18 protein-coding genes are annotated in these 24217 nt (G+C 64.8%); 15 read left to right on the top strand and 3 right to left on the bottom strand.

Features of this window, described 5'->3' with window-relative positions; genetic code table 11:
• Window positions 1-38: 38 nt before the first annotated feature.
• The 4 genes from rpoB to A9995_RS04005 all read left to right on the top strand — a co-directional run bounded on the left by rpoB (window position 39) and on the right by A9995_RS04005 (window position 12552).
• Window positions 39-4232, top strand: a complete 4194-nt coding sequence (gene rpoB / locus A9995_RS04020) for a DNA-directed RNA polymerase subunit beta (RefSeq protein ID WP_067610294.1) — start codon at window positions 39-41, stop codon at window positions 4230-4232.
• A gap of 70 nt (window positions 4233-4302) precedes the next feature.
• Window positions 4303-8628 carry a DNA-directed RNA polymerase subunit beta' gene (rpoC, locus tag A9995_RS04015; protein WP_067609608.1) on the top strand — a complete coding sequence of 1442 codons (4326 nt, stop codon included), beginning with the start codon at window positions 4303-4305 and terminating at the stop codon, window positions 8626-8628.
• Window positions 8629-8913: 285 nt separating this feature from the next.
• Window positions 8914-11106 carry a bifunctional diguanylate cyclase/phosphodiesterase gene (locus A9995_RS04010; RefSeq protein WP_067609606.1) on the top strand — a complete coding sequence of 731 codons (2193 nt, stop codon included), beginning with the start codon at window positions 8914-8916 and terminating at the stop codon, window positions 11104-11106.
• A 78-nt stretch (window positions 11107-11184) separates the two neighbouring features.
• Window positions 11185-12552, top strand: coding sequence for a glutamate--tRNA ligase (locus tag A9995_RS04005; RefSeq protein WP_067609604.1), 1368 nt, complete (start codon window positions 11185-11187; stop codon window positions 12550-12552).
• A gap of 22 nt (window positions 12553-12574) precedes the next feature.
• Here the strand turns inward: A9995_RS04005 and pyk are convergent, their stop codons facing one another.
• Window positions 12575-14029, bottom strand: coding sequence for a pyruvate kinase (gene pyk / locus A9995_RS04000; RefSeq protein WP_067609602.1), 1455 nt, complete (start codon window positions 14027-14029; stop codon window positions 12575-12577).
• A 50-nt stretch (window positions 14030-14079) separates the two neighbouring features.
• Here pyk and A9995_RS03995 point away from each other — a divergent pair, with 50 nt between their 5' ends.
• The 3 genes from A9995_RS03995 to A9995_RS03985 all read left to right on the top strand — a co-directional run bounded on the left by A9995_RS03995 (window position 14080) and on the right by A9995_RS03985 (window position 15166).
• A complete protein-coding gene (locus A9995_RS03995; RefSeq protein WP_067609600.1) occupies window positions 14080-14391 on the top strand; it encodes a DUF1244 domain-containing protein in 312 nt (103 codons plus the stop codon).
• An 80-nt stretch (window positions 14392-14471) separates the two neighbouring features.
• Window positions 14472-14708, top strand: coding sequence for a DUF2312 domain-containing protein (locus A9995_RS03990; RefSeq protein WP_067609598.1), 237 nt, complete (start codon window positions 14472-14474; stop codon window positions 14706-14708).
• Window positions 14709-14848: 140 nt separating this feature from the next.
• Window positions 14849-15166 carry a heavy metal-binding domain-containing protein gene (locus tag A9995_RS03985; RefSeq protein ID WP_067610292.1) on the top strand — a complete coding sequence of 106 codons (318 nt, stop codon included), beginning with the start codon at window positions 14849-14851 and terminating at the stop codon, window positions 15164-15166.
• Here the strand turns inward: A9995_RS03985 and A9995_RS03980 are convergent, their stop codons facing one another.
• Complete coding sequence (locus A9995_RS03980) at window positions 15167-15916, bottom strand: type II CAAX prenyl endopeptidase Rce1 family protein (protein WP_067609596.1); 750 nt, start codon at window positions 15914-15916, stop codon at window positions 15167-15169.
• Window positions 15917-15965: 49 nt separating this feature from the next.
• Here A9995_RS03980 and A9995_RS03975 point away from each other — a divergent pair, with 49 nt between their 5' ends.
• The 4 genes from A9995_RS03975 to A9995_RS03960 all read left to right on the top strand — a co-directional run bounded on the left by A9995_RS03975 (window position 15966) and on the right by A9995_RS03960 (window position 18723).
• Window positions 15966-16712, top strand: coding sequence for a YebC/PmpR family DNA-binding transcriptional regulator (locus A9995_RS03975; protein WP_067609594.1), 747 nt, complete (start codon window positions 15966-15968; stop codon window positions 16710-16712).
• A 112-nt stretch (window positions 16713-16824) separates the two neighbouring features.
• On the top strand, window positions 16825-17298 hold the full coding sequence (gene ruvC, locus A9995_RS03970) for a crossover junction endodeoxyribonuclease RuvC (RefSeq protein WP_067610290.1): 474 nt from the start codon (window positions 16825-16827) through the stop codon (window positions 17296-17298).
• Window positions 17299-17308: 10 nt separating this feature from the next.
• Entirely contained in the window at window positions 17309-17653 is a 345-nt protein-coding gene (locus A9995_RS03965; protein WP_067609592.1) for an arsenate reductase, read from the top strand.
• Window positions 17635-18723 (top strand): glycerophosphodiester phosphodiesterase family protein, encoded by a 1089-nt coding sequence (locus A9995_RS03960; protein WP_067609590.1) that lies wholly within the window; start codon window positions 17635-17637, stop codon window positions 18721-18723. The genes A9995_RS03965 and A9995_RS03960 overlap by 19 nt, the downstream gene beginning before the upstream one ends.
• Here A9995_RS03960 and ubiG read toward each other — a convergent pair.
• Window positions 18701-19462, bottom strand: a complete 762-nt coding sequence (ubiG, locus tag A9995_RS03955) for a bifunctional 2-polyprenyl-6-hydroxyphenol methylase/3-demethylubiquinol 3-O-methyltransferase UbiG (protein ID WP_067610288.1) — start codon at window positions 19460-19462, stop codon at window positions 18701-18703. The two genes, A9995_RS03960 and ubiG, sit on opposite strands and share 23 nt — an antisense overlap.
• A 50-nt stretch (window positions 19463-19512) precedes the next feature.
• Here ubiG and A9995_RS03950 point away from each other — a divergent pair, with 50 nt between their 5' ends.
• The 4 genes from A9995_RS03950 (at window position 19513) to A9995_RS03935 (ending at window position 24201) form a co-directional block, all read left to right on the top strand.
• Window positions 19513-20793 carry an aspartate kinase gene (locus A9995_RS03950; protein ID WP_067609589.1) on the top strand — a complete coding sequence of 427 codons (1281 nt, stop codon included), beginning with the start codon at window positions 19513-19515 and terminating at the stop codon, window positions 20791-20793.
• A 10-nt stretch (window positions 20794-20803) separates the two neighbouring features.
• Window positions 20804-21961: a formate-dependent phosphoribosylglycinamide formyltransferase gene (purT, locus tag A9995_RS03945; RefSeq protein WP_067610286.1), complete on the top strand. Its 1158-nt coding sequence runs from the start codon at window positions 20804-20806 to the stop codon at window positions 21959-21961.
• A gap of 300 nt (window positions 21962-22261) precedes the next feature.
• Window positions 22262-23278 (top strand): nitronate monooxygenase family protein, encoded by a 1017-nt coding sequence (locus A9995_RS03940; protein WP_082992469.1) that lies wholly within the window; start codon window positions 22262-22264, stop codon window positions 23276-23278.
• A gap of 35 nt (window positions 23279-23313) precedes the next feature.
• Complete coding sequence (locus A9995_RS03935) at window positions 23314-24201, top strand: dienelactone hydrolase family protein (RefSeq protein ID WP_067609585.1); 888 nt, start codon at window positions 23314-23316, stop codon at window positions 24199-24201.
• Window positions 24202-24217 lie beyond the last annotated feature (16 nt).

The raw sequence follows: 24217 nt of genomic DNA, 5'->3' as shown, positions 1-24217 counted from the left end.
CGCAGGTCCGGCATCCAGGCAAAGGCGATACCCTCCTTATGGCTACCCAGGCGAAGGCGCCCCAGAAGCGCGCCGGCAAGACCACGACCCGTTCCGCAACCGAGGGCACGGCCAAGCGCCGCATCCGCAAGATCTTCGGCGATGCGCACGAAGTCGTCGAGATGCCGAACCTGATCGAGGTCCAGCGCGAAAGCTACGAGCAGTTCCTGCGCTCCGACAAGGAGACAGATTACGTCTCCGGTCTGGAAAAGACGCTGCGCTCGGTCTTCCCGATTCGCGACTTCGCCGGCACCGCCGAACTCGATTTCGTCCATTACGAACTCGAGCCGCCGAAATACGACACCACCGAATGCCGCCAGCGCGGGATCACATACGCTGCGCCGATGAAGGTGACGCTGCGCCTGATCGTGTTCGAAGTGGATCAGGAAACCGAGACCCGCTCCGTGCTCGATATCAAGGAGCAGGACGTCTACATGGGCGACATGCCGCTCATGACCGGCAATGGCACATTCATCGTCAACGGCACCGAGCGCGTCATCGTCAGCCAGATGCACCGTTCGCCCGGTGTGCTGTTCGACCACGACCGCGGCAAGACCCATTCCTCGGGCAAGCTGCTGTTTGCGGCGCGGATCATCCCCTATCGCGGCAGCTGGCTCGATTTCGAATTCGACGCCAAGGATGTCGTCAACGTCCGCATCGACCGCAAGCGCAAGCTGCCCGTCACCTCGCTGTTGTTCGGGCTCGGTCTCGACAGCGAGGAAATCCTTGATATCTTTTACGATACCGTTGCCTGGAAGCGCGCCAAGGACGGCTGGGAAATGCCCTTCCAGCCCGACCAGTGGCGCGGCCAGAAGCCTGCCTTTGCGCTGATCGATGCCAAGACCGGCGAGGAAGTTTTTGCCGCCGGCCACAAGATCAGCCCGCGTGCTGCCACCAAGGCCGCCAAGGACGGTCTCGAGACGCTGCTGCTGCCGACCGAGGAAATCTTCGCGCGCTATTCCGCGCATGATCTGATCGACGAAAAGACCGGCCGCATCTACATCGAAGCGGGCGAGGAAGTCTCCGCCGAGAACCTCGAGGCGATCGACAAGGCCGGGATCGACAGCATCGAACTGCTCGATATCGACCACGTCAATGTCGGACCGTGGATGCGCAACACGCTCCAAGTCGACAAGGCCGAGAACCGCGAAGAGGGCCTTGAGGCGATCTACAAGGTCATGCGTCCGGGCGAGCCGCCGACGAAGGAAACCGCCGAAGCGCTGTTCGAAGGCCTGTTCTTCGATGCCGACCGCTACGACCTTTCTGCGGTCGGTCGCGTCAAGCTCAACATGCGTCTCGAGCTCGATGCCGAGGACACCGTCACGACATTGCGCAAGGAAGACATCCTCGCGGTGGTCAAGGAGCTGGTGAACCTCAAGGACGGCAAGGGCGATGTCGACGACATCGACAATCTCGGCAACCGCCGCGTGCGTTCGGTCGGCGAACTGCTCGAGAACCAGTACCGCGTCGGCCTGCTCCGCATGGAGCGCGCCGTGAAGGAGCGGATGAGCTCGGTCGACGTCTCGACCGTGATGCCCAACGATCTGATCAACGCCAAGCCCGCCGTGGCTGCGGTGCGCGAGTTCTTCGGCTCGTCGCAGCTCTCGCAGTTCATGGATCAGACCAACCCGCTGTCGGAAGTCACCCACAAGCGCCGCGTTTCGGCCTTGGGCCCGGGCGGTCTCACCCGCGAGCGCGCAGGCTTCGAAGTCCGCGACGTTCACCCGACCCACTACGGCCGGATCTGCCCGATCGAGACGCCGGAAGGCCCGAACATCGGCCTGATCAACTCGCTCTCGACCTTTGCCCGCGTCAACAAATACGGCTTCATCGAGACGCCCTATCGCGTCGTGAAGGACGGCAAGGTCTCCAGTGAGGTGATCTACCTCTCCGCGATGGAGGAGCAGAAGCACACCGTCGCGCAGGCTTCGGCCGACCTCAACGACGACGGCAGCTTTGCCGAAGAGTTGATCTCCGCCCGCCAGAACAGCGACAACCTCATGGCGCCGCGTGAGACCATCACGCTGATGGACGTCAGCCCCAAGCAGCTCGTCTCGGTCGCCGCATCGCTCATTCCGTTCCTGGAAAACGATGACGCCAACCGCGCGCTGATGGGCTCGAACATGCAGCGTCAGGCTGTGCCGCTGGTCAAGGCCGAGGCGCCCTTCGTGGGCACCGGCATGGAAGAGACCGTGGCGCGCGATTCGGGTGCCGCCATTGCCGCCACCCGCGGCGGTGTGGTCGACCAGGTCGATGCCACGCGCATCGTCATCCGGGCGATCGGCGATGTCGAACCCGGCCAGTCGGGTGTCGATATCTACACGCTGCAGAAGTTCCAGCGTTCGAACCAGAACACCTGCATCAACCAGCGTCCGCTGGTGAAGGTGGGCGAGACGGTCGAGCCGGGCGATGTCATCGCCGACGGTCCCTCGACCGATCTGGGCGAGCTGGCGCTGGGCAAGAACAGCCTCGTCGCCTTCATGCCCTGGAACGGCTACAACTACGAGGATTCCATCCTCATCTCCGAGCGCATCGTGAAGGACGACGTCTTCACCTCGATCCACATCGAGGAATTCGAAGTCATGGCGCGCGACACCAAGCTGGGCCCGGAAGACATCACCCGCGACATTCCCAATGTCGGCGAGGAAGCGCTCCGCAACCTCGACGAAGCGGGCATCGTCTACATCGGCGCCGAAGTGCACCCGGGCGACATTCTGGCGGGCAAGATCACCCCCAAGGGCGAAAGCCCGATGACGCCCGAGGAAAAGCTCCTTCGCGCGATCTTCGGCGAAAAGGCCTCCGACGTTCGCGACACCTCGCTGCGTCTGCCGCCCGGCGTTGCCGGTACGGTGGTTGAGGTGCGGGTCTTCAACCGTCACGGTATCGAGATCGACGATCGTACCCGCGCGATCCAGAATGAGGAAATCGAGCATCTGCGCAAGGATGCCGCGGACGAACGCGCCATCCTCAACCGGGCGACCTACAACCGCCTGCGCGACATGCTGATAGGCCAGACCGCTTCCGCCGCGCCCAAGGGCGTCAAGAAGGGTGTCGAGATCGACGAGGAACTGCTCGAAGGCATCGAGCAGCACGAGTGGTTCAAGTTCGCGGTCGCCGACGATCAGCGCCAGACGCAGATCGAAGCGGTCAAGTCGCAGTACGACGAGGCGGTCAAGATCATCGATGCCAAGTTCGAGGACCGCAAGGAGAAGCTCGAACGCGGCGACGAACTCGCCCCGGGCGTGCTCAAGATGGTCAAGGTCTTCGTCGCGGTGAAGCGCAAGCTGCAGCCGGGCGACAAGATGGCCGGCCGCCACGGCAACAAGGGCGTCATCAGCCGCATCCTGCCGCAGGAGGACATGCCGTTCCTCGAGGACGGGACCCCGGTCGATGTCGTGCTCAACCCGCTCGGCGTGCCCTCGCGCATGAATGTCGGTCAGATCTTCGAGACGCACCTCGGCATGGCGGCGCGCGCATTCGGCCAGCAGGTCACCGCGTCGCTGGCGGAATGGCGCGCAGCCAATCCGGATCCGGAGGCGGCGCAGCCGCCCGAGGCCGTCCGCGACAAGCTGAAAGAGGTCTACGGCGAAAACTACCACGAGACGATCGACACGCGGTCGGACGAGGAAGTGGTCGAACTCGCCAGCAATCTCTATCTCGGCGTCCCAATGGGCACCCCGGTGTTCGATGGTGCGCGCGAAGGCGATGTGACCAGCCAGCTGCTGCAGGCCGGGCTCGACAGTTCGGGGCAGTCGGTCCTTTACGACGGCCGCACCGGCGAGGCCTTCGACCGCAAGGTGACCGTGGGCATCATCTATATGCTCAAGCTGCACCATCTCGTGGACGACAAGATCCACGCGCGTTCGATCGGCCCCTACAGCCTCGTCACCCAGCAGCCGCTGGGCGGTAAGGCGCAGTTCGGTGGCCAGCGCTTCGGCGAGATGGAGGTCTGGGCGCTCCAGGCCTACGGCGCCGCCTACACGCTGCAGGAAATCCTCACCGTGAAGTCGGATGACGTGATCGGCCGGACCAAGGTCTACGAGGCGATCGTCAAGGGTGACGACACCTTCGAGGCCGGCATTCCGGAGAGCTTCAACGTGCTCGTCAAGGAAATGCGCAGCCTCGGCCTCAATGTCGAACTCTCCTCGATCAACGAGGACGACGACGACGGCCTGCAGATCGCGGCGCAATAGGAACGGGGCCGGCCTTCGGGTCGGCCCCGCCCTTTCCGTCCGTACGAAATTCACCCGCTAGGGAATTGTCATGAACGAACTGACCAAATTCACCAACCAGCTCGCCAAGCCGGAAACCTTCGACCAGATCCAGATCGGGATCGCTTCCCCCGAGCGGATCCGCTCGTGGAGCTTTGGCGAGATCAAGAAGCCCGAGACCATCAACTACCGCACGTTCAAGCCCGAACGCGACGGGTTGTTCTGCGCGCGCATCTTCGGCCCGGTGAAGGATTACGAGTGCCTGTGCGGCAAGTACAAGCGCATGAAATACAAGGGCGTCGTCTGCGAGAAGTGCGGCGTCGAAGTGACCGTGACCAAGGTCCGCCGCGAGCGCATGGGCCATATCGAACTGGCTGCGCCGGTCGCGCATATCTGGTTCCTGAAGTCGCTGCCCTCGCGCATCGGCCTGCTGCTCGACATGCAGTTGAAGCAGCTCGAGCGGGTGCTCTATTTCGAGAGCTACATCGTCACCGAGCCGGGCCTGACCCCGCTGGAGAAGTTCCAGCTGATGACCGAGGATGAACTCCTCGACGCGCAGGACGAATATGGCGAGGACGCCTTCACCGCCGATATCGGCGCTGCCGCGGTCAAGACCATGCTCATGGATCTCGATCTCGAGCAGGAGCGCGCCGATCTGCTGCAGGAGCTTGAGACCACCAAGTCCACGCTCAAGCCCAAGAAGATCATCAAGCGCTTGAAGGTCGTCGAGAGCTTCATCGATTCGGGCAACCGTCCCGAGTGGATGATCCTCGAAGTGATCCCCGTGATCCCGCCCGAGCTGCGCCCGCTGGTGCCGCTCGACGGCGGTCGCTTCGCGACCTCGGATCTCAACGATCTGTATCGCCGCGTCATCAACCGCAACAACCGCCTGAAGCGGCTGATCGAGCTGCGCGCGCCGGACATCATCGTCCGCAACGAGAAGCGCATGCTGCAGGAAGCCGTCGATGCGCTGTTCGACAACGGCCGCCGTGGCCGCGTCATCACCGGCGCCAACAAGCGCCCGCTCAAGTCGCTGTCCGACATGCTCAAGGGCAAGCAGGGTCGTTTCCGCCAGAACCTGCTCGGCAAGCGCGTCGACTATTCGGGCCGTTCGGTCATCGTCACCGGTCCGGAACTCAAGCTGCATCAATGTGGCTTGCCCAAGAAGATGGCGCTCGAGCTGTTCAAGCCGTTCATCTACGCCCGCCTCGATGCCAAGGGTCTGTCGATGACCTTGAAGCAGGCGAAGAAGTGGGTCGAGAAGGAGCGCAAGGAAGTCTGGGACATCCTCGACGAAGTCATCCGCGAACACCCGGTTCTCCTGAACCGTGCGCCCACGCTTCACCGTCTCGGCATCCAGGCGTTCGAGCCCGTGCTGATCGAGGGCAAGGCGATCCAGCTTCACCCGCTGGTCTGCTCGGCCTTCAACGCCGATTTCGATGGCGATCAGATGGCCGTCCACGTTCCGCTGAGCCTCGAGGCCCAGCTGGAAGCGCGCGTGCTAATGATGTCGACCAACAACATCCTCTCGCCCGCCAACGGCAAGCCGATCATCGTTCCTTCGCAGGACATGGTGCTGGGTCTCTACTACCTCTCGATGGAGCGGCAGGAGAAGACCCCCGAATTCATCGAAAACGCCGACGGCACCAAGGTCGAGAAGCTGCAGATGTTCTCGGACATGGCCGAAGTGCATCACGCGCTCGAGACGAAAACGGTCACGCTACACACCAAGATCATCGCCCGCGTTCCGCAGGCCGATGAAAAGGGCAATGTGTCGATGACCCGGTTCGAGACCACGCCGGGCCGGATGCTGATCGGCGAATGCCTGCCCAAGAACCACAAGGTTCCCTACGACATCGTCAATCGCCTTCTGACCAAGAAGGAAATCGGCGACGTTATCGATCAGGTCTATCGTCACACCGGTCAGAAGGACACGGTGCTGTTCGCCGACGCCATCATGGTGCTGGGCTTCCGCCACGCGTTCAAGGCCGGCATCTCGTTCGGCAAGGACGACATGATCATCCCCGATTCCAAGATCAAGACGGTCGAGGATACCAAGGATCTGGTTGCCGATTACGAGCAGCAGTATCAGGACGGCCTGATCACCCAGCAAGAGAAGTACAACAAGGTGATCGACGCCTGGAGCCGTTGCGGCGACGTGGTGGCCGAAGCCATGATGGAGGAAATCCGCTCGCAGCCGATCGGCGACGATGGCAAGCAGGCGCAGATCAACTCGATCTACATGATGAGCCACTCCGGTGCGCGTGGTTCGCCAGCGCAGATGAAGCAGCTCGCCGGTATGCGCGGGCTGATGGCCAAGCCTTCGGGCGAGATCATCGAGAACCCGATCATCTCGAACTTCAAGGAAGGCCTGAACGTCCTCGAGTACTTCAACTCCACCCACGGCGCCCGCAAGGGTCTCGCGGATACGGCGTTGAAGACGGCGAACTCGGGCTATCTCACCCGCCGCCTCGTCGACGTGTCGCAGGATTGCGTCATCGTCGAAGAGGATTGCAAGACGCAGAACGCGTTGGATATGCGCGCCATCGTCCAGGGCGGTTCGGTCATCGCCTCGCTCGGCGAACGTATTCTGGGCCGGACCATCGCCGAGGACATCGTCAACGCCGCCACCGGTGAAGTGATCGTCAAGGCCGGCACGCTGCTCGACGAGCCGATGGTGAAGGAAATCGAGGCCGCCGAAACGCAGGTCGCCAAGATCCGTTCGCCGCTGGTCTGCGAAGCCGATCAGGGCGTCTGCGGCAAGTGCTACGGGCGCGATCTCGCCCGCGGTACGCCGGTCAACATCGGCGAGGCCGTCGGCGTCATCGCGGCGCAGTCGATCGGCGAGCCGGGCACCCAGCTGACGATGCGGACGTTCCACATCGGCGGTGCCGCCCAGCTTAACGAGACCAGCCATCTGGAATCGATTTCTTCGGGCAACATCGTCTATCGCGACATGCCGACCATCGTCGACAAGAAGGGTCGCATCCTCAGCCTTGCACGCAATGGCGAGCTGGCGGTGATCGATGCCGAAGGTCGCGAGCGCGAAATCCACAAGGTGCCCTATGGTACCGTGCTGATGCACAAGGATGGCGACAAGGTGACCGAAGGCGATCGTCTGGCAGAATGGGATCCGTTCTCGCTGCCGATCATCACCGAGCAGAGCGGCGTGGTCCGCTTCCAGGATCTGGTCGAAGGCACGACCCTGGAAGAGCGCGTCGACGATGCCACTGGCATCGCCCAGCGCGTGGTCACCGAGAACCGCGCCACCGGTCGCAAGCGCAACGAGGACCTTCGTCCGCGGCTGACGCTGCTCAACGAAGCGGGCGACGAAACCGAGGCGGCGCGCTACATGCTCGCCCCGGGCACCACGATGTCGGTCGAGGATGGCCAGCGGGTCGATGCGGGTGACATTCTCGCTCGTGCCAGCCGCGAAGCTGCCAAGACCCGCGACATCACCGGCGGTCTGCCGCGGGTCGCGGAACTGTTCGAGGCGCGTCTGCCCAAGGACATTTCGGTCATCGCCAAGATTTCGGGCAGGATTGAATTCGTTCGCGAGTACAAGGCCAAGCGCAAGATCGCGATCGTCCCGGAAGAGGGCGCACCGGTGGAATATCTGGTCCCCAAGACCAAGGTGATCGACGTCCAGGAAGGCGATTTCGTCAAGAAGGGCGACACGCTCATCTCTGGCTCGCCCAATCCGCACGACATTCTCGAGGTCATGGGCGTCGAGGCGTTGTCCGAATACATGGTCAACGAAATCCAGGAAGTCTACCGATTGCAGGGCGTTAAGATCAACGACAAGCACATCGAGGTGATCGTTCGCCAGATGCTGCAGAAGGTCGAGATCACCGATGGCGGCGACACCACGCTGCTGCCGGGCGAGCAGGTCGATCTGGAGGAAATGAACGAGGCCAATGCGAAGCTGACGCGGAGTAAGAAGAAGGCCGCCGGCGTTCCGATCCTGCTGGGCATCACCAAGGCGTCGCTGCAGACCCGCAGCTTCATCTCGGCGGCGTCCTTCCAGGAAACGACCCGCGTCCTTACCCAGGCTTCGGTCGAGGGCAAGAAGGACACGCTGATCGGTCTCAAGGAGAACGTGATCGTGGGTCGTCTCATTCCCGCGGGTACCGGTGCGGGCATGAACCGCATGCGGGTCACCGCCTCGGGGCGCGATGTCGCGCTGCGGGCGCAGTGGAAGAAGGCGCAGGATGCGATCATCGCTGCCCAGACCGCCGAGGAAGAGCGCAAGGCCGAACTGGCGCAAGGGGCGGAGGCCGCAACCGGCGATTCTCCTCTCGCCGCGATGGAAGGCGAGGCGCATGGTACCGATGCCGATGCCGGCGACTATCTGAAGGACGGTGAAACCGAGAGCTGATAGCTTTCGGCCCAACCGCAAGGATCGACCCCGCCGGAGCCTGGCTCCGGCGGGGTTTTTCTTTGGGCTTGGACCGGCCATGCGGCCGGCAGTCCGGCAGTCTGCCGAACGGGTCCGCACTGGCAGCGGGATATTCGTGTGCCCGATAAGGGGTTGCAGGGCAGGGGTCCCGCCCGTTAACAAAAGGCAGGGCGCCGCATCGACGCTCTGGCCTCCGCTTCACCCTTCGTTCTGGTTGCGGCGATCTTCTCGATCGGTTTCCTCTTCGCGACCTTCAGTGACGATATGCCCCCGACGCTGCTCACCCTCTGGGCGCTCGGCGCGCTGTTGATCCTCGGTATGCGCGTTGCTGTCCTGCGGCGAATAGCCGAGAACGAGACCGATCCGCTGCGCTCCCGTCGCGGCTTCAGGTTGGTCCAGGTGCTCATCTCAGGCAGCAGCCTGACTTGGGCATTCGGTATTCCGATGTTCGCCTATTACGGTTCGGGCCTCGAACTGACCGTCCTGGCATTGGTGGGAACCTCGATGTTCGTCGGGGTCTTGCTGATGAACCGCGCCATCCCGGTCGCGGCGCTGTTCCACACGACAATGCTGGCGGCGGGGCTGCTCGTCGCAGCCTGGCTGATAGCGCGGTGGGACGCCTGGCCAGTGCTACTTCTGATCCTGGTATATGCCGCCGTGCTGATGCGCTCGGTGCTGGCTCACGACCGGGCCTTCGTTCGAACCGCCATTGCCGAACTCGAACGTACCGAGAGCGAGGCGACCGTGCGGATGCTGCTCAGCGAATACGAGGTTCAGGCGAGCGACTGGCTGTGGACCGTCGGACCGAAGGGCAATCTGCGCGAAGTATCCGATCGGCTCGCACAGGCCTTCGGCAGGCCTGCAGCAGAGCTCGAAGGACAGCCGTTCATCGATCAAATCGGCAACGGGGAAAGGCGTGACCTGCTCGCCGATGCGCTCGCGCAGCGGCAGGCGTTTCGCGACAAGCTGGTTAGAATCGAACTCGACGGGGAAATCCGTTTCTGGCGCCTGTCCGCCCGGCCACGGATCGATGGCAGGATGACGGGAGTGGCGCGCGACGTCACCGACACACAGATCATCGAGGAACGCGTCAGCTACATGGCGCATTTCGACAGCCTGACCGGGCTTGCGAACCGCTACATGTTCAACGAGCGGCTGCGCGATGCTCTGGCGCAGCATGGCAGCAATTCGACGCGGGTCGCGCTTTTCTATCTCGATCTCGACGACTTCAAAGGCATCAACGACACCCAGGGCCACATGTTCGGCGACCGGCTTTTACGCGAGGTCGGTGCGCGGCTGGAGCAGGATGTGCGCTGCGAAGACCTAGTCGCCCGGCTGGGCGGGGATGAGTTCGCCGTGATCGTCGTGACCAATTCTGGCGACGGCATGTTGATCGAGCGCGCGCACCGCTTCCTGGCGATCCTGCGCGAGCCGTTCGAGATCGACGGCCAGACGGTGATCTCGACCGCCAGCGTGGGCGTGGCGCGATGCAGCAAAAAGCCATGCGAAGCCGATGAACTCATGCGCCGTGCCGACCTGGCCCTGCATGCCGCCAAGGCCAAGGGGCGCGATCAGGTCGCGCTTTTCGACAGAGGGCTCGACCGCGAAATGCAGGAGCGCCGACGGATCGAGCATGAGCTGCGCGAAGCGATCAAGAACGACGAATTGCGGGTGCACTACCAGCCGGTCATCGATCTCGATAATGGCGCCACGGTTGCTTACGAAGCGCTGGTGCGCTGGGAACATCCGCAACGCGGCATGCTCGCGCCGCTGCAGTTCCTGACGGTCGCCGAGAACACCGGGCTGATCATTCCGCTGGGCGATTGGGTCATCCGACGCGCGCTCAACGAGATGGCGAAATGGGACGGCGATTTCCGGGTCGCAATCAATCTTTCGCCCAGCCAGATACGCTCGGCCCATCTCCTGAACTCGGTCACCGATGCACTGGCGGAATCGGGGATGGACCCCTGCCGGGTCGAGTTCGAGATCACCGAGCATGTGATCCTCGAGCACAATGACGTGGCACTGGCGACGCTGATGAAGCTGCGCGAAATGGGGATGAGCATCGCGCTCGACGATTTCGGCACCGGCTATTCCTCGCTCAGCTATTTGCGCCGTTTCCCGCTCGACCGGATCAAGATCGATCGCGAATTCGTCAAGGGTCTGGGCGACAGCGTGTCTGCGCGGGCGATCGTCTCCGCGATCACAAGGCTCGCCGATGCGATGGGGATCCCGACGACCGCGGAGGGCGTCGAACTGCCCGATCAGCTCGATCTGCTGCGCAAACTGGGCTGCAACGAGGCGCAGGGCTACCTTATTCAGGAACCGGTGGCGGCTATCCGGCTCGGAGACCCGCTTGACGAGGCGAACCGCATGCCCGAGCTATACGGGAGCGTGCTCGATTACCGCAAGGCGCGGCAGACCGCATTGGCACGGCGCCGAAAGCGCTCGGCCTAGCGAACCTCGCGCCAGCTTCCCGATCAGGCATGGAAGCCCTCTCGCTATCGGCTCGCCTGCGCGCTATCCGCGCTAGCCATGACAACCGTAACCCGCTTTGCCCCCTCGCCGACCGGCCGCCTCCATGTCGGCAATATCCGCACCGCGCTGCACAATTGGATGCTGGCGCGAAAGGCCGGGGGGCGCTTCCTGCTGCGGATCGACGACACCGATCCCGAGCGCAGCCGCGAAGAGTATGTCGAGGCGATCCGCGAGGACCTTGCATGGCTCGGCCTGCAACCCGATGGCGAAGAGCGCCAGTCCGCGCGGCTGTCGATCTACGAAGCCGCTTTCGAACGGCTGCGGCAGGCGGGCCGGGTCTACCACGCCTATGAAACCGCGCAGGAACTCGATCTCAAGCGCAAGATCCAGCTCGGGCGCGGGTTGCCGCCGGTCTACGACCGCGCGGCGCTCGAATTGAGCGACCAGCAGCGGGCCGAGAACGAGGCCAAGGGCATCGCGCCGCACTGGCGCTTCCGCCTCGATCATTCCGCCCCCATCGAATGGGACGACGGGGTCCGGGGGAAGCAGAAATTCGATCCCGCACAGCTTTCCGATCCGGTCATCCGGCGCGCCGACGGCTCGTGGCTGTACATGCTGCCGAGCGCGGTGGACGATATCGAGATGGGCGTCACCCAGGTGCTAAGGGGCGAGGATCACGTCTCCAACACGGCGGTGCAGATCCAGATGTTCACCGCACTGCATGCCGCAGGAATGGCGTCCGCCGGCTCAGCCGCAAGCCTTCCGCATCCGGCCTTCGCGCATGAGGCGCTGCTGGTCGGCAAGGAGGGTAAGCTGTCCAAGCGGCTGGGATCGCTCGGCTGCGATGCGTTTAGCGAGCGAGGCGTCGAACCCCACGCGCTCATTGCATTGCTGGCACGGTTGGGCACTTCGCTCCCGGTCGAACCGATCGCCGACCGGGGGGCGCTGCTCGAGAGCTTCGATCTGAGCACATTCGGCCGCGCTCCTGCCCGTTTCGACGATGCCGATCTCGATCGGGTCAACACCGCGATCATCCACCAGATGCCTTATGCCCAGATCGCCGATCGTCTCCCGGAAGGGATCGACGAGGCGGGTTGGCACGCGATTCGTCCAAACCTGGAAACCGTGGCTCAAGCGGGGGATTGGTGGCAGCTGGTCACCGGGCCCATCGAGCCATGCGACTTCTCGAAGGAGGACCAGGCGTTTCTCGCTCAGGCGGCCTCGGCGCTCGAATGGAACGACGATCCCTGGCTCGCGCTGACTGCGCAGCTCAAGGAGAGCACCGGACGCAAGGGCAAGCAGCTGTTCCTGCCGCTGCGGCTGGCGCTCACCGGCAAGAGCCACGGCCCCGACATGGGCGAATTGCTGCCGCTGATCGGCGAGGCCGAAGCGAGAGCGAGACTGGAGCGCGCTGCGCGAGGATAGGCCTGCCGTTCAGGCGTGACCGTCAGCCCTGGTACTTTTGCAGCTCGTTACCGGTGAGCGTGACGACGTGGAGCAGATTGGTCGAGCCGGGGGTGCCGAAGGGAACCCCCGCGAGCACGATCAGCTTGTCCCCGCCGCTGGCGAAACCGTGGCGCAGCGCCATGCGCTTGCCCTTGGCGATCATCTCCTCGAAGCTGCCGATATCGCGGGTGACGACCGCATGGGCGCCCCACAACAGGCCGACCCGCCGCGCGGTTTCGTACGACGGCGTGAGCACCATCATCGGTACCGAGGGCCGTTCGCGGGCGACGCGGCGTGCGGTCGAACCCGAGCCGGTGAAAACAGTGATCGCCTTGATCGCGACCGTATCGGCCACCGTCATGCAGGAATGCGCCAGCGCATCGGCGGTGGTCCGGTCGGGTGGCGTATCGAGGAAGCGCACCCGCTCGATATAGCCTTCGTCGCGTTCGACCTGGACTGCGATGCGGTGCATGATCGTCACGGCTTCCTCGGGCCAATCGCCCGCTGCGGTTTCCGCCGAGAGCATTACCGCATCGGCGCCGTCATAGACCGCATTGGCCACGTCGGAGACCTCGGCGCGGGTCGGGGCGGGGCTTTCGATCATCGATTCGAGCATCTGCGTCGCTACGATCACCGGCTTGCCCACCAGCCGCGCGGTGTTGACGATCCGCTTCTGCAGCGGCGGCACTTCCTGCGGTTCGAGTTCAACCCCGAGATCGCCGCGCGCCACCATGATCCCGTCGGAGAGTTCGACGATCTCGTCGAGCCGCCGGATCGCCATCGGCTTCTCGATCTTGGCGCAGAGGGCCGCTTTGCCGCCGATCAGCTTGCGTGCCTCGGCAATGTCCTCGGGCCGCTGGACGAAGCTCAGCCCGATCCAGTCGACCCCTTGCGCCAGCGCGAAGGCGAGGTCCCGGCGATCCTTTTCGGTCAGCGCGGGGATGGGGATCTCGGCATCGGGGACGTTGACGCCCTTGCGATCCGAGATAACCCCGCCGACCTCGGCCGAACAGAGGATTTCGTCCTCGCCGGCGCGGATCACCCTGAGGCGGATCTTGCCGTCGTTGATCAGCAATCGCTGGCCTTTTTCCAGCAGGCCGAACAATTCGGGATGGGGCAGTTCGACCCGCGTCTCGTCACCCGGTGTCGGATCGCGATCGAGCGTGAAGTGCCCCGAATGGCGGATGACCGCCTTGCCGTCCTTGAATTTGCCGACCCGCAATTTGGGCCCCTGCAAATCCGCGAAGATCGGGATCGGGCGACCGAACTGCTTTTCCAGCGCGCGGATGTTGCGGATGGCTTCGGCGTGGGTCTCGTGCTCGCCATGGCTCATGTTGACGCGGAAGGCGTCGGCACCGGCCTCGAACAGCCGACGCATCACATCGGGGTCGCAGCAGGCGGGGCCGAGAGTGGCGAGGATCTTGACCTTGCGGCCGCGGGGATCGAATTTTTTCATGGCTGCCGCTATGACAGGCCTCTGTTGCAACTCAAGGATGAAGCCGCGCCATGACCACGAATGCCGATCCGCTCGATGAATTGCCCGACGATGTCGCTGCTGCCGCGTTCCGGCGACTGGTGCGGCATCTGCAGCATCGCCACGATGCCCAGAACATCGATCTGATGGGGCTCTCGGGGTTCTGCCGCAACTGTCTGGCCGACTGGATCCGCGATGCGGGCTACGCTGGCGACAAGGCTGATGCGCGCGCGCTCATCCACGGCATGCCGATGGAAGAGAGGAAAGCCACCCGCCAGACTCCTGCGACCGAAGAGCAATTGCAGCGGATGAAAGACAGCGTGGCGAAGAATCGCGTGGAATAGCGCGCCACCACCTTCACCGGCGCGACGCGGTCGGCTAGCAGGCCCGCAACCGATTCTCATTTCCATTGGAGCATTCACACATGGCCGAAGCCACCGACGACCGCCTGCGCCTGCTGATCGAGCGGGTCGAACGCCTCGAGGAAGAAAAGAAGGGCATCGCCGACGACATCCGCGATGTTTATGCCGAATCCAAGGCGGTCGGCTACGACCCCAAGATCATGCGCCAGGTCGTCCGGCTGCGGAAGATGAAGCCCGACGACCGCTCCGAGCAGGAAACCATTCTCGAGACCTACAAGGCCGCTCTCGGCATGGGCTGATGGTGGCGGGTACCGCTTGATCGCGGCCTTTTTCCACCTTAGCAACTGGGCGTAAGCCACAGCGATCGCGATCGTTCGATGGCGCGCGGTGAGGCAAGAGGAGACAAGTCATGGCAGGCCCCTGGAAAGATGCGCGCGGGATTATCGTGACGACCACGCACACGATCGAAGGCCGTCCGATCCGGGAATATCTCGGGATCGTGACCGGCGAGGTGATCGTGGGCGCAAACCTGTTTCGCGACCTGTTCGCCAATATCCGCGACATCGTCGGCGGGCGTTCGGGCAGTTACGAGCGCATCCTGGGCGAGGCGCGCGAGAAGGCGATTCAGGAATTGCAGGCCGAATGCGGCAGCCGCGGCGGCAATGCGGTGGTCGGGATCGATCTCGATTACGAGGTGATCGGGCAAAAGGGATCCATGCTGATGGTCAGCGCCAGCGGCACCGCCGTGCGGATCTGATCAGCGCGTCAGGCCCATTCCGACCAGAACCAGAGCCATGATCGCGCCATTATGGAGCGCATGCAACAGGATGGCTGCCCACAGGCCGTAATGCACGCGCAGATAGCCCAGGATCGACCCCGTCACGAATTGCGGGAACACCATTGGCAGCAGTATATAAAGACTGCCCTGATCGTAGTTGAACAGGTGGATGCAGGCGAAAGCCGCGGTGCTGACCCAGAACAACAGCGGGAAGACCCGGGCGAACCAGCCCATTGCGTCGTGTCTCCACCAGCGCCACAGGATCAGCAGCACAAGGACCGGGATCACCACCGCGCCAGCCAGAGCGAACATTGCCCGTGAAGGAGCGGCCAGCGATACCAGCGCGGCCAAGCCAAAAATTCCCGCTGCCAGGACCAACAGTGCGAACACGTGACCCGGTCGGCCCGAGAGCCAGCTTCGGAAGGCGATCTCTTCGAGCAGCGGCGCACCGATCACGACCAGCGCCACGATAGCGAGCGAAATATCGATGTTCTCTAGCGCGGTCGCCGGCAGGTCGATCCCGGCAGCGACCACGATCGCGGCCACCGCCATCAGGACCGCCATCATCGCCAAATCGAGCCCCAGCATCCGCATCACGGCGCGCAGGCCCACGCGGCTCGGCGGCCGAGCGCGCGCCGGCAACCGGGGGTGCTTGAGGAAGGCGGCAAAGCGCCGCCATTCCTCGCGGGCGGAATTCGCCTCGCCAAGGCTTGTCGTCTCGCTGGTCATGAGGCTATTGCGACCTTCTGATCCCTCCCACAATTATCAAGCGATACCCATGGCAGGCCATTCCAAATTCAAGAACATCATGCACCGCAAGGGTGCGCAGGACAAGAAACGGTCCAACCTCTTTTCCAAGCTCAGCCGCGAAATCACCGTGGCGGCCAAGATGGGGACGCCCGATCCGGATATGAACCCGCGGCTGCGGCTGGCGGTGAACGCCGCCAAGTCGCAGTCCATGCCCAAGGACAATATCCAGCGGGCGATCGACAAGGCCAGCGGCAGCGACGAAGCCAATTACGAGGAAGTGCGCTACGAAGGCTACGGCCCGGGTGGTAGCGCGATCATCGTCGAGGCGCTTACCGACAATCGCAACCGCACCGCGACCTCGGTCCGCACCGCCTTCAGCAAGCATGGTGGCAATCTGGGTACCGAAGGCAGCGTCCAGCACGGGTTCGAACGGCTCGGCTACATCTTTTATCCTGCCGATGCCGGGGGCGAAGAGAAGGTCCTCGAGGCGGCGATGGAAGCGGGAGCCGAAGACATCGCCTCGAACGAGGACGGCCACGAGATCTGGACCGCGGCGGAGGATCTCCACCAGGTCGCCACCGATCTCGAGCAGGCGCTGGGCGAGGCCGAGACGGTCAAGCTCGCCTGGAAACCCAGCCTCACCGTCGACATGGACGAGAAGAGCGCAGGCACGCTGCTCAAGCTGATCGACGCGCTCGACGACGACGACGATGTCCAGACGGTGTGGGGCAATTACGACATTTCCGACGAGGTGATGGAAAAGCTCGAGGGCTAATCCGGGCGCCTTTCGGACCTGCCGGACCTGGCTTCGACCTGCAGGGGTCGTGGCCTTCGATGACAACGATGCTGCAATCGGGCCGGCATCCCCGCGCAAGCAGAGAGGCACCATGATCATACTCGGTCTCGACCCCTCTTTGTCCTGCACTGGCTGGGGGCTGATCCGGACCGAGGGTTCGCAGCTGGTCCATCTCGCCAACGGGCAGGTAAAGACCGATTCCAAAGCGCCCATGGCTGACCGACTGGCGCAGCTTTATCGCGAGATCGAAGTGGTGATCGCCGCGCATCGCCCCGACCGCGCCGCGGCGGAGGAGGTTTTCGTCAACAAGAACCCGCAATCCACCCTCAAGCTGGCGCAGGCGCGCGGCTGTGTGCTGGCGGCATGCGGGGCTGCGGGGCTTTCGGTCGGCGAACATGCCGCGCGGGCGGTGAAGAAATCAGTGGTCGGCACCGGCGCGGCGGAAAAAACGCAGGTTCAGGCGATGCTCAAGATCCTGCTGCCAGGCGCAGCGATCGCGGGCGCCGATGCCGCCGATGCGCTGGCGGTGGCGATCGCCGATGCACATTTGACCAGACCCAGCTGACGGAGTTTCGATGACCATCCACCTCTACGGCATTCCCAATTGCGACACGGTGAAAAAGGCGCGCAGATATCTCGAGGCGCGCGGGCTCGACCATGTCTTCCACGATTTCAAGAAGGAGGGCGCCGACCCCGAACAGCTCGCCCGCTGGATCGAGGCCGAGGGTGTCGATACGGTGCTCAACCGTCGCGGGACCACCTTTCGCAAGCTCGACGATGCCGACAAGGCCGATATCGATGCGGCCAGGGCCGTCACACTGCTGCAATCCCAGCCGAGCATGATCAAGCGCCCGGTGGTGGAGCATGCAGCTGGCCTGCTGGTCGGGTTCAAGGAGGATGAATGGGACGCCGCTTTCTGATCGCCGCTGCCGCGGCGCTCGCCGCGCTGGCAGCGCCGCCGCTGGTTGCGCAACCGGCGGGCGAGGGCATGCTCGTCATCGCCCATCGCGGCGCGAGCGGGGAGCGTCCCGAACATACGCTCGCCGCCTATGAACGCGCCATCGATGCGGGCGCGGATTACATCGAACCCGATCTGGTCGCGACCAGCGATCTGGTGCTGGTCGCGCGGCACGAGAACGAGCTTTCCGACACCACCGATGTCGCCTCGCGCGAGGAATTCGAGGATCGCCGCCGCAGCAAGGAGATCGACGGCCAGCTGGTTTCGGGCTGGTTCGCGGAGGATTTCACGCTGGCCGAGCTGCGCACGCTGCGGGTGGTCGAGCGGCTGCCATCGGTGCGCCCCGGCAATGTCGGTTATGACACGCTCTACCAGATCCCGACCTTCGCCGAGATCGTGCGGCTGGTGCGCGCCAAGGAGGCCGAGACGGGTCGGACCATCGGGATTTATCCCGAGCTCAAGCACCCCAATTTCCTGCTCCAGTACGAAGGTATCGACACCGTCGACCTGCTGGTGCTCGCGCTGCGCGAAGCGGGTTACGCAGGTGCCGATGCGCCGGTGTTCCTGCAGAGCTTCGAGATCGCCCCGCTCAAGCGGCTGGCACAGCGCACCGATTTCCGGCTGATCCAGCTGGTGGCGCCCGAAGGCGGACCGGCGGACGAGCCCGCGATGCGCTATTCCGAGATGCTCACGCCCACGGGCCTCGCCGAGATCGCGACCTATGCCGACGGGATCGGCGCGGCGATCCCGCTGCTGCTGGCGCCCGATGGCAGCGCGACTCCGGTGGTGGCGGATGCCAAGGCGGCAGGGCTGGCGGTCCATGCCTGGACGCTGCGCAAGGAGAACGTATTCCTCCCCGCTCCCCTGCGCCTCGGCACGAACGAAGGCACCATCGGCTGCGATGCGACGCTCTACGCGATGCTCGCGGCGGCTGGGATCGACGGGGTCTTCGCCGACGATCCCGCGCGCGCGCTCGACTGGCGCGGCGGGGCTGCGCAGCCGGGCTGCGCTATGCCGGGCGGCGCGCGGTGAGGATGTAGTTGAGCGCCATGTCCTCGGACAGGTGCAGCCCTTTGTCGGGGCGGAAGCCGATCCCGCTGGTCGTGACCACCTCCAGCCCGGCGGCGCGCAGCAGCGGCTCCAGCTCGTCGGGGGTGATGAAATCGTCCCAGTGATGCGTCCCGCGCGGGACCATTCCCAGCCGCTCCGCCCCCTCGACCAGCAGCACGCGCGACTGCGCGGTGCGGTTCGGGGTGGACAGGACCAGCAGCCCGCCGGGTGCCAGCCTTGCCACCAGATCGGCAATGAAACCGGGTTTGTCGGCGACATGTTCGAGCACTTCGAGACAGGTCACCAGATCGAACTGCCCCAGATCGAGCTGCGCGAGCTCCCCCGCCAGATAGCGGATATCGAGCCCCGAGCCATCGGCGTGGAGCGCCGCCGCCTGCACGTTCTCGGGCGCGGCATCAACGCCCGTCACCGTGGCGCCAAGCCGGGCCAGCGGTTCGCACAGCAGGCCCGCGCCGCAGCCGACATCGAGCGCGCTTTTGCCCGCCAGCGGTTGTCGGCCGCGGACATCGCCGCCCCAGTGCAGGTCGATCCCGTCGCGGATGAAGCGCAACCGCACCGGATTGAGCCGGTGGAGCATCGCCGAACTGCCCTTGGGATTCCACCAGTCGGCGGCTAGCCGACCGAAATGCGCCGCCTCTTCGGGGCGGATGGTTGCCGCGCCGATAGGATTGCTTCGCGTCCGCGCTGTTGCATCGCTCATGCGCGATCCGTAACAGCGCGCATCGAAGCTTACCAGCAAGAGGTGCGCGCTTGGCACGGATCGTGATGAAATTCGGCGGCACATCGATGGCGGGGACCGAGCGGATCCGCCGGGTCGCCAATATCGTGCGCAAGCAGGCCGCGGGCGGCAATCAGGTCGCGGTGGTCGTCTCCGCCATGGCGGGCGAGACCGACCGGCTGATCAATTTCTGCCGCGAGGCCAACGCGCTCTACGACGCAGCGGAATACGATGTCGTGGTCGCCAGCGGCGAACAGGTCACCGCCGGGCTGCTGGCGCTGACGCTGCAGTCGATCGGCTGCCCGGCGCGCAGCTGGCTGGGCTGGCAATTGCCGCTCAAGACGATCGAGAGCCATGCCAGCGCGCGGGTCGAGAGCATCGACGGCGAGGGGCTGATCGCGGCGATGGAGCGCGGCGAGATCGCGGTCATTCCCGGTTTTCAGGGGGTTTCCGACCTCAACCGCATCACCACCATGGGACGCGGCGGGTCGGACACTTCGGCGGTGGCGGTGGCCGCGGCGGTCCATGCCGATCGCTGCGACATCTATACCGATGTCGACGGCGTCTACACCACCGACCCGCGGATCGTCGCCAAGGCGCGCAAGCTGCGCGCGGTGACCTATGAGGAAATGCTCGAGCTGGCGAGCGTCGGGGCCAAGGTGCTCCAGACCCGTTCGGTCGGGCTGGCGATGAAGGAGAATGTCCGCGTCCAGGTGCTCTCCAGCTTCGTCGACGACGATGCTGCCTCGGCCGACGATTACCCCGGGACGATGATCGTCTCCGAGGAGGAAATGAACGCATTGGTGGAGAAGGGCGAAATGGAACGCCAGCACGTGACCGGGATCGCGCACGACAAGAACGAAGCCAAGATCATCCTGACCCGCGTCCCCGACCGGCCCGGCTCGGTGGCGCATATCTTCGACCCGCTGGCCAAGGCGAGCATCAATGTCGACATGATCATCCAGAACGTCGGCCGCGACAAGGGCGAGACCGATGTCACCTTCACCGTGCCGCAGTCCGATCTGGCGCGCGCGCAGGCGCTGCTCGAGGACCGCCGCGAGGAGATCGGCTTCAACCGCATCATCACCGATAGCAAGATCGCCAAGATCTCGGTCGTCGGGGTGGGCATGAAGAGCCACGCGGGCGTTGCCGCGACGATGTTCCGCTCGCTTGCCGACCGCGGGATCAACATCCAGGCGATCACCACCAGCGAGATCAAGGTCAGCGTGATGATCGACGAGGACGAGACCGAACTCGCGGTGCGCGTCCTGCACACCGCCTACGGGCTGGATGCGCCGGACGAGGCGGCTTGAGGGCGACACGGTGAGCTTTACCGCGAAAATCCTCCTGCTGGGCTCGGGCGAGCTGGGGCGTGAATTCGTAATCTCGGCCAAGCGGCTGGGCGCTTATGTGATCGCCTGCGACGCCTACGACCACGCGCCCGCGATGCAGATGGCCGATGCGCGCGAGGTGTTCTCGATGCTCGACGGCGTGAAGCTGCGCGAGGCGGTCGAGCGCCACCGGCCCGACTATATCGTCCCCGAATTGGAGGCGATCCGCACCGAGGTGCTCGCCGAGCTCGAGGCCGAGGGCTTCACCGTGGTGCCATCGGCGCGCGCCGCGCAGCTGACGATGAACCGCGATGCGATCCGCGATCTCGCTGCGCAGGAGCTGGGGCTGGAAACCTCGCGCTATCGCTACGCCGTGAACCTCGACGAAGTCCGCGCGGCGGCGGAGCATGCGGGCTTTCCGTGCGTGATCAAGCCGGTGATGTCCTCCTCGGGCAAGGGCCAGACCACGGTGCAGGACGCGGCCGGGCTCGAAGCGGCGTGGGAGTATGCGGTCGCAAACATGCGCGGCGATCGGGCGCGGGTGATCGTCGAGCAATTCGTCGATCTCGATTACGAGATCACGCTGCTGACGGTCCGTCACAAGGACGGCACGACCTTCTGCCCGCCGATCGGCCACCGCCAGGAACGCGGCGATTATCGCGAGAGCTGGCAGCCCGCGCCGATGGCGGATGCGGCGATCGGCCGCGCGCAGGAGATGGCGCGCACGGTGGTCGAGGATCTGGGCGGCTACGGGCTCTACGGGGTCGAATTCTTCGTCAAGGGCGAGGAGGTGATCTTCTCCGAGCTCTCGCCGCGCCCGCACGACACCGGCATGGTCACGCTGCTCAGCCAGAACCTCTCAGAATTCGATCTCCACGCGCGCGCGGTGATGGGGCTGCCGATCCCCGAACCGATCCGCGCGCGGCCCGCCGCCTCGGCGGTCATCCTCGCCGATCGCGACAGCGCGATGCTGCGCTACAGCGGGCTGGCCGAGGCGATGGCCGAGGGCGCCGATATCCGCATCTTCGGCAAGCCCGAGGCGCGGCCCTATCGCCGGATGGGGGTGGCGCTGGCGACCGGCGCGGACACCGATGCGGCACGTGCGGCTGCGCGCAAGGCGGCGGAGATGGTGCAGATTCACTACGATTGAGGGATTGGGGTTGGGATGTGGGGCCGGCTCCCTATCCGTTCGCCTCGAGCGCAGTCGAGAGGTGGGTGCGGGTGTCTCGACTTCGCTCGACACGAACGGGGTGGGCGGGGCGCTCCCCTGTTCGTCATTGCGAGGAGCCGCAGTCTCCGCGGCAATCCACGGCGCCGTTCCGTGGATTGGTTGGCCTCCGGCCGCCTACGGCACCGCTTCGCTTGCAATGTCGAGATTTGGGGAATGCGTGTTCGCACTCCCGCGCCCCGGCGCTTGCGAGCACAGGCGTGCCGCACTAGGGCCGTGGCCATGAACGATTATCCCAGAACCGCCCGCTTGATGCAGCGCGGCGCAGAATTTCTCGGCACCAAATACGCGATCATGTGCGGCGCGATGAGCTGGGTGTCCGAGCGCAATCTCGTGGCTGCCATCTCGAACGCCGGCGGCTTCGGCGTGATCGCCTGCGGTGCGATGACCCCCGAGCTGCTCGACACCGAGATCGCCGAAACCAAAAAGCGTACCGACAAGCCCTTCGGCGTCAACCTCATCACCATGCACCCCGGGCTGCTCGACCTGATCGAGGTCTGCGAGCGCCACGGGGTGGGCCATATCGTGCTGGCGGGCGGGATCCCGCCCAAGGGCAGCGTCGAGGCGATCAAGGGGGGCAAGAACCCCGCCAAGGTCATCGTCTTCGCGCCGACGCTGGCGCTGGCGAAGAAGCTGCTGCGCTCGGGCGGCGATGCGCTGGTGATCGAGGGGATGGAGGCGGGCGGCCATATCGGCCCGGTCTCGACCAGCGTGCTGGCGCAGGAAATGCTCCCCGAGCTTGCGGAGGACCATGTCGTCTTCGTCGCCGGTGGGATCGGACGCGGGCAGGCGATCGCGGGCTATCTCGAGATGGGCGCCGCCGGGGTCCAGCTCGGCACGCGGTTTTCCTGCGCCACCGAGAGCATTGCGCACCCCGATTTCAAGAAGGCCTACTTTCGCGCCAATGCGCGCGATGCGGTCGCCAGCGTCCAGCTCGATCCGCGGCTGCCGGTGATCCCGGTGCGCGCGCTCAAGAACAAGGGCGGCGAGGCCTTCACCGAGAAGCAGCGCGAGGTCGCCGCCACGCTCGACCGCGAGGAAATCGCAATGGGCGAGGCGCAATTGCAGATCGAGCATTACTGGGCGGGCGCCTTGCGCCGCGCGGTCATCGATGGCGATATCGAGAACGGCAGCCTGATGGCGGGCCAGTCGGTCGGGATGCTCAAGGAAGAGGAACCGGTGGCCGAGATCATGGCCAAGCTGATGGCGCAGAGCGAAAGTGCCCTGAGCCGGAGATAGTCGCCGACGCCGAGAACGGAACGAGGAGAGAGACGATGTGCAAGGACGGTGAATTCGACGGGCACAGGTTGCCGCGCTTCAACCGGCGGCAGTTCGCCGTGTTGAGCGGTTCCGCGGCGCTGGCCGCCTGCACCGGGGTCAATGGCGCGGTCGGCGATGCGGCACTGGGCGGCAGCGGGCTGACCGAGAGTTCGGTGGTTATCCAGACCCCCGATGGCCAGGCCGACGCTTTCTTCGTCCACCCCGCGAGCGGTCGCCATCCGGCGGTGGTGGTCTGGCCGGATATCGCTGGACTGCGCGACGCCTTCCGGATGATGGCGCGGCGGCTGGCCGAGCGCGGCTATGCGGTGCTGGTGATCAACCCCTATTACCGCGATGTCGCGGGCGAACAGTTCGAGGATTTCGCCGCTTTCCGCGCCGGCGGCGGGTTCGGCAAGGTCGGCCCGTGGCGCGGCAAGCTCACCGCCGAGCCGATTATGCGCGATGCCCGCGCGCTCGTTGGCTGGCTCGACCAGCAACCGAGCGTCGATACCGCGCGCGGTATCGGCACGCAGGGCTATTGCATGGGCGGGCCCTTCACCGTCTGGACCGCAGCCGCAGTGCCCTCGCGGGTCGCGGCGGCCGCGAGCTTCCATGGTGGCGGTCTGGTCGTCGAGGACAATCCGATGAGCCCGCACGCGCTGCTCGAGGGCACGCCCGAAACCGGCTATATCTTCGCCATCTCGCAGGATGACGATGCCGAGGGCCCTGAGGTCAAGACCGTGCTGCGCCAGGCCGCGCAGGCGGCGAACGTCAGCGCCGAGGTCGAGGTCTATCCCGCCGACCATGGCTGGACCGTGCCCGACTCCCCTGCCTACGACCGGACGCAGGCCGAGCGCGCCTGGGCCAATTTGCTGGCCTTGTACACCGCCCAGCTCGGCTGACGCTGGCCGTGAGCGG

Source organism: Erythrobacter sp. QSSC1-22B, from assembly GCF_001678665.1.
In the GTDB taxonomy this organism is placed as follows: Bacteria; Pseudomonadota; Alphaproteobacteria; order Sphingomonadales; family Sphingomonadaceae; genus Qipengyuania.
This window is presented reverse-complemented; position numbering and strand designations above follow the sequence as displayed.

Bases quoted from the DNA above. Each gene is read 5' to 3' on its own strand.
- rpoB (WP_067610294.1), top strand. From the start codon at position 39: ATGGCTACCCAGGCGAAGGCGCCCCAGAAGCGCGCCGGCAAGACCACG.
- rpoC (WP_067609608.1), top strand. From the start codon at position 4,303: ATGAACGAACTGACCAAATTCACCAACCAGCTCGCCAAGCCGGAAACC.
- A9995_RS04010 (WP_067609606.1), top strand. From the start codon at position 8,914: ATGCCCCCGACGCTGCTCACCCTCTGGGCGCTCGGCGCGCTGTTGATC.
- A9995_RS04005 (WP_067609604.1), top strand. From the start codon at position 11,185: ATGACAACCGTAACCCGCTTTGCCCCCTCGCCGACCGGCCGCCTCCAT.
- pyk (WP_067609602.1), bottom strand. From the start codon at position 14,029: ATGAAAAAATTCGATCCCCGCGGCCGCAAGGTCAAGATCCTCGCCACT.
- A9995_RS03995 (WP_067609600.1), top strand. From the start codon at position 14,080: ATGACCACGAATGCCGATCCGCTCGATGAATTGCCCGACGATGTCGCT.
- A9995_RS03990 (WP_067609598.1), top strand. From the start codon at position 14,472: ATGGCCGAAGCCACCGACGACCGCCTGCGCCTGCTGATCGAGCGGGTC.
- A9995_RS03980 (WP_067609596.1), bottom strand. From the start codon at position 15,916: ATGACCAGCGAGACGACAAGCCTTGGCGAGGCGAATTCCGCCCGCGAG.
- A9995_RS03975 (WP_067609594.1), top strand. From the start codon at position 15,966: ATGGCAGGCCATTCCAAATTCAAGAACATCATGCACCGCAAGGGTGCG.
- ruvC (WP_067610290.1), top strand. From the start codon at position 16,825: ATGATCATACTCGGTCTCGACCCCTCTTTGTCCTGCACTGGCTGGGGG.
- A9995_RS03965 (WP_067609592.1), top strand. From the start codon at position 17,309: ATGACCATCCACCTCTACGGCATTCCCAATTGCGACACGGTGAAAAAG.
- A9995_RS03960 (WP_067609590.1), top strand. From the start codon at position 17,635: ATGGGACGCCGCTTTCTGATCGCCGCTGCCGCGGCGCTCGCCGCGCTG.
- ubiG (WP_067610288.1), bottom strand. From the start codon at position 19,462: ATGAGCGATGCAACAGCGCGGACGCGAAGCAATCCTATCGGCGCGGCA.
- A9995_RS03940 (WP_082992469.1), top strand. From the start codon at position 22,262: ATGAACGATTATCCCAGAACCGCCCGCTTGATGCAGCGCGGCGCAGAA.
- A9995_RS03935 (WP_067609585.1), top strand. From the start codon at position 23,314: ATGTGCAAGGACGGTGAATTCGACGGGCACAGGTTGCCGCGCTTCAAC.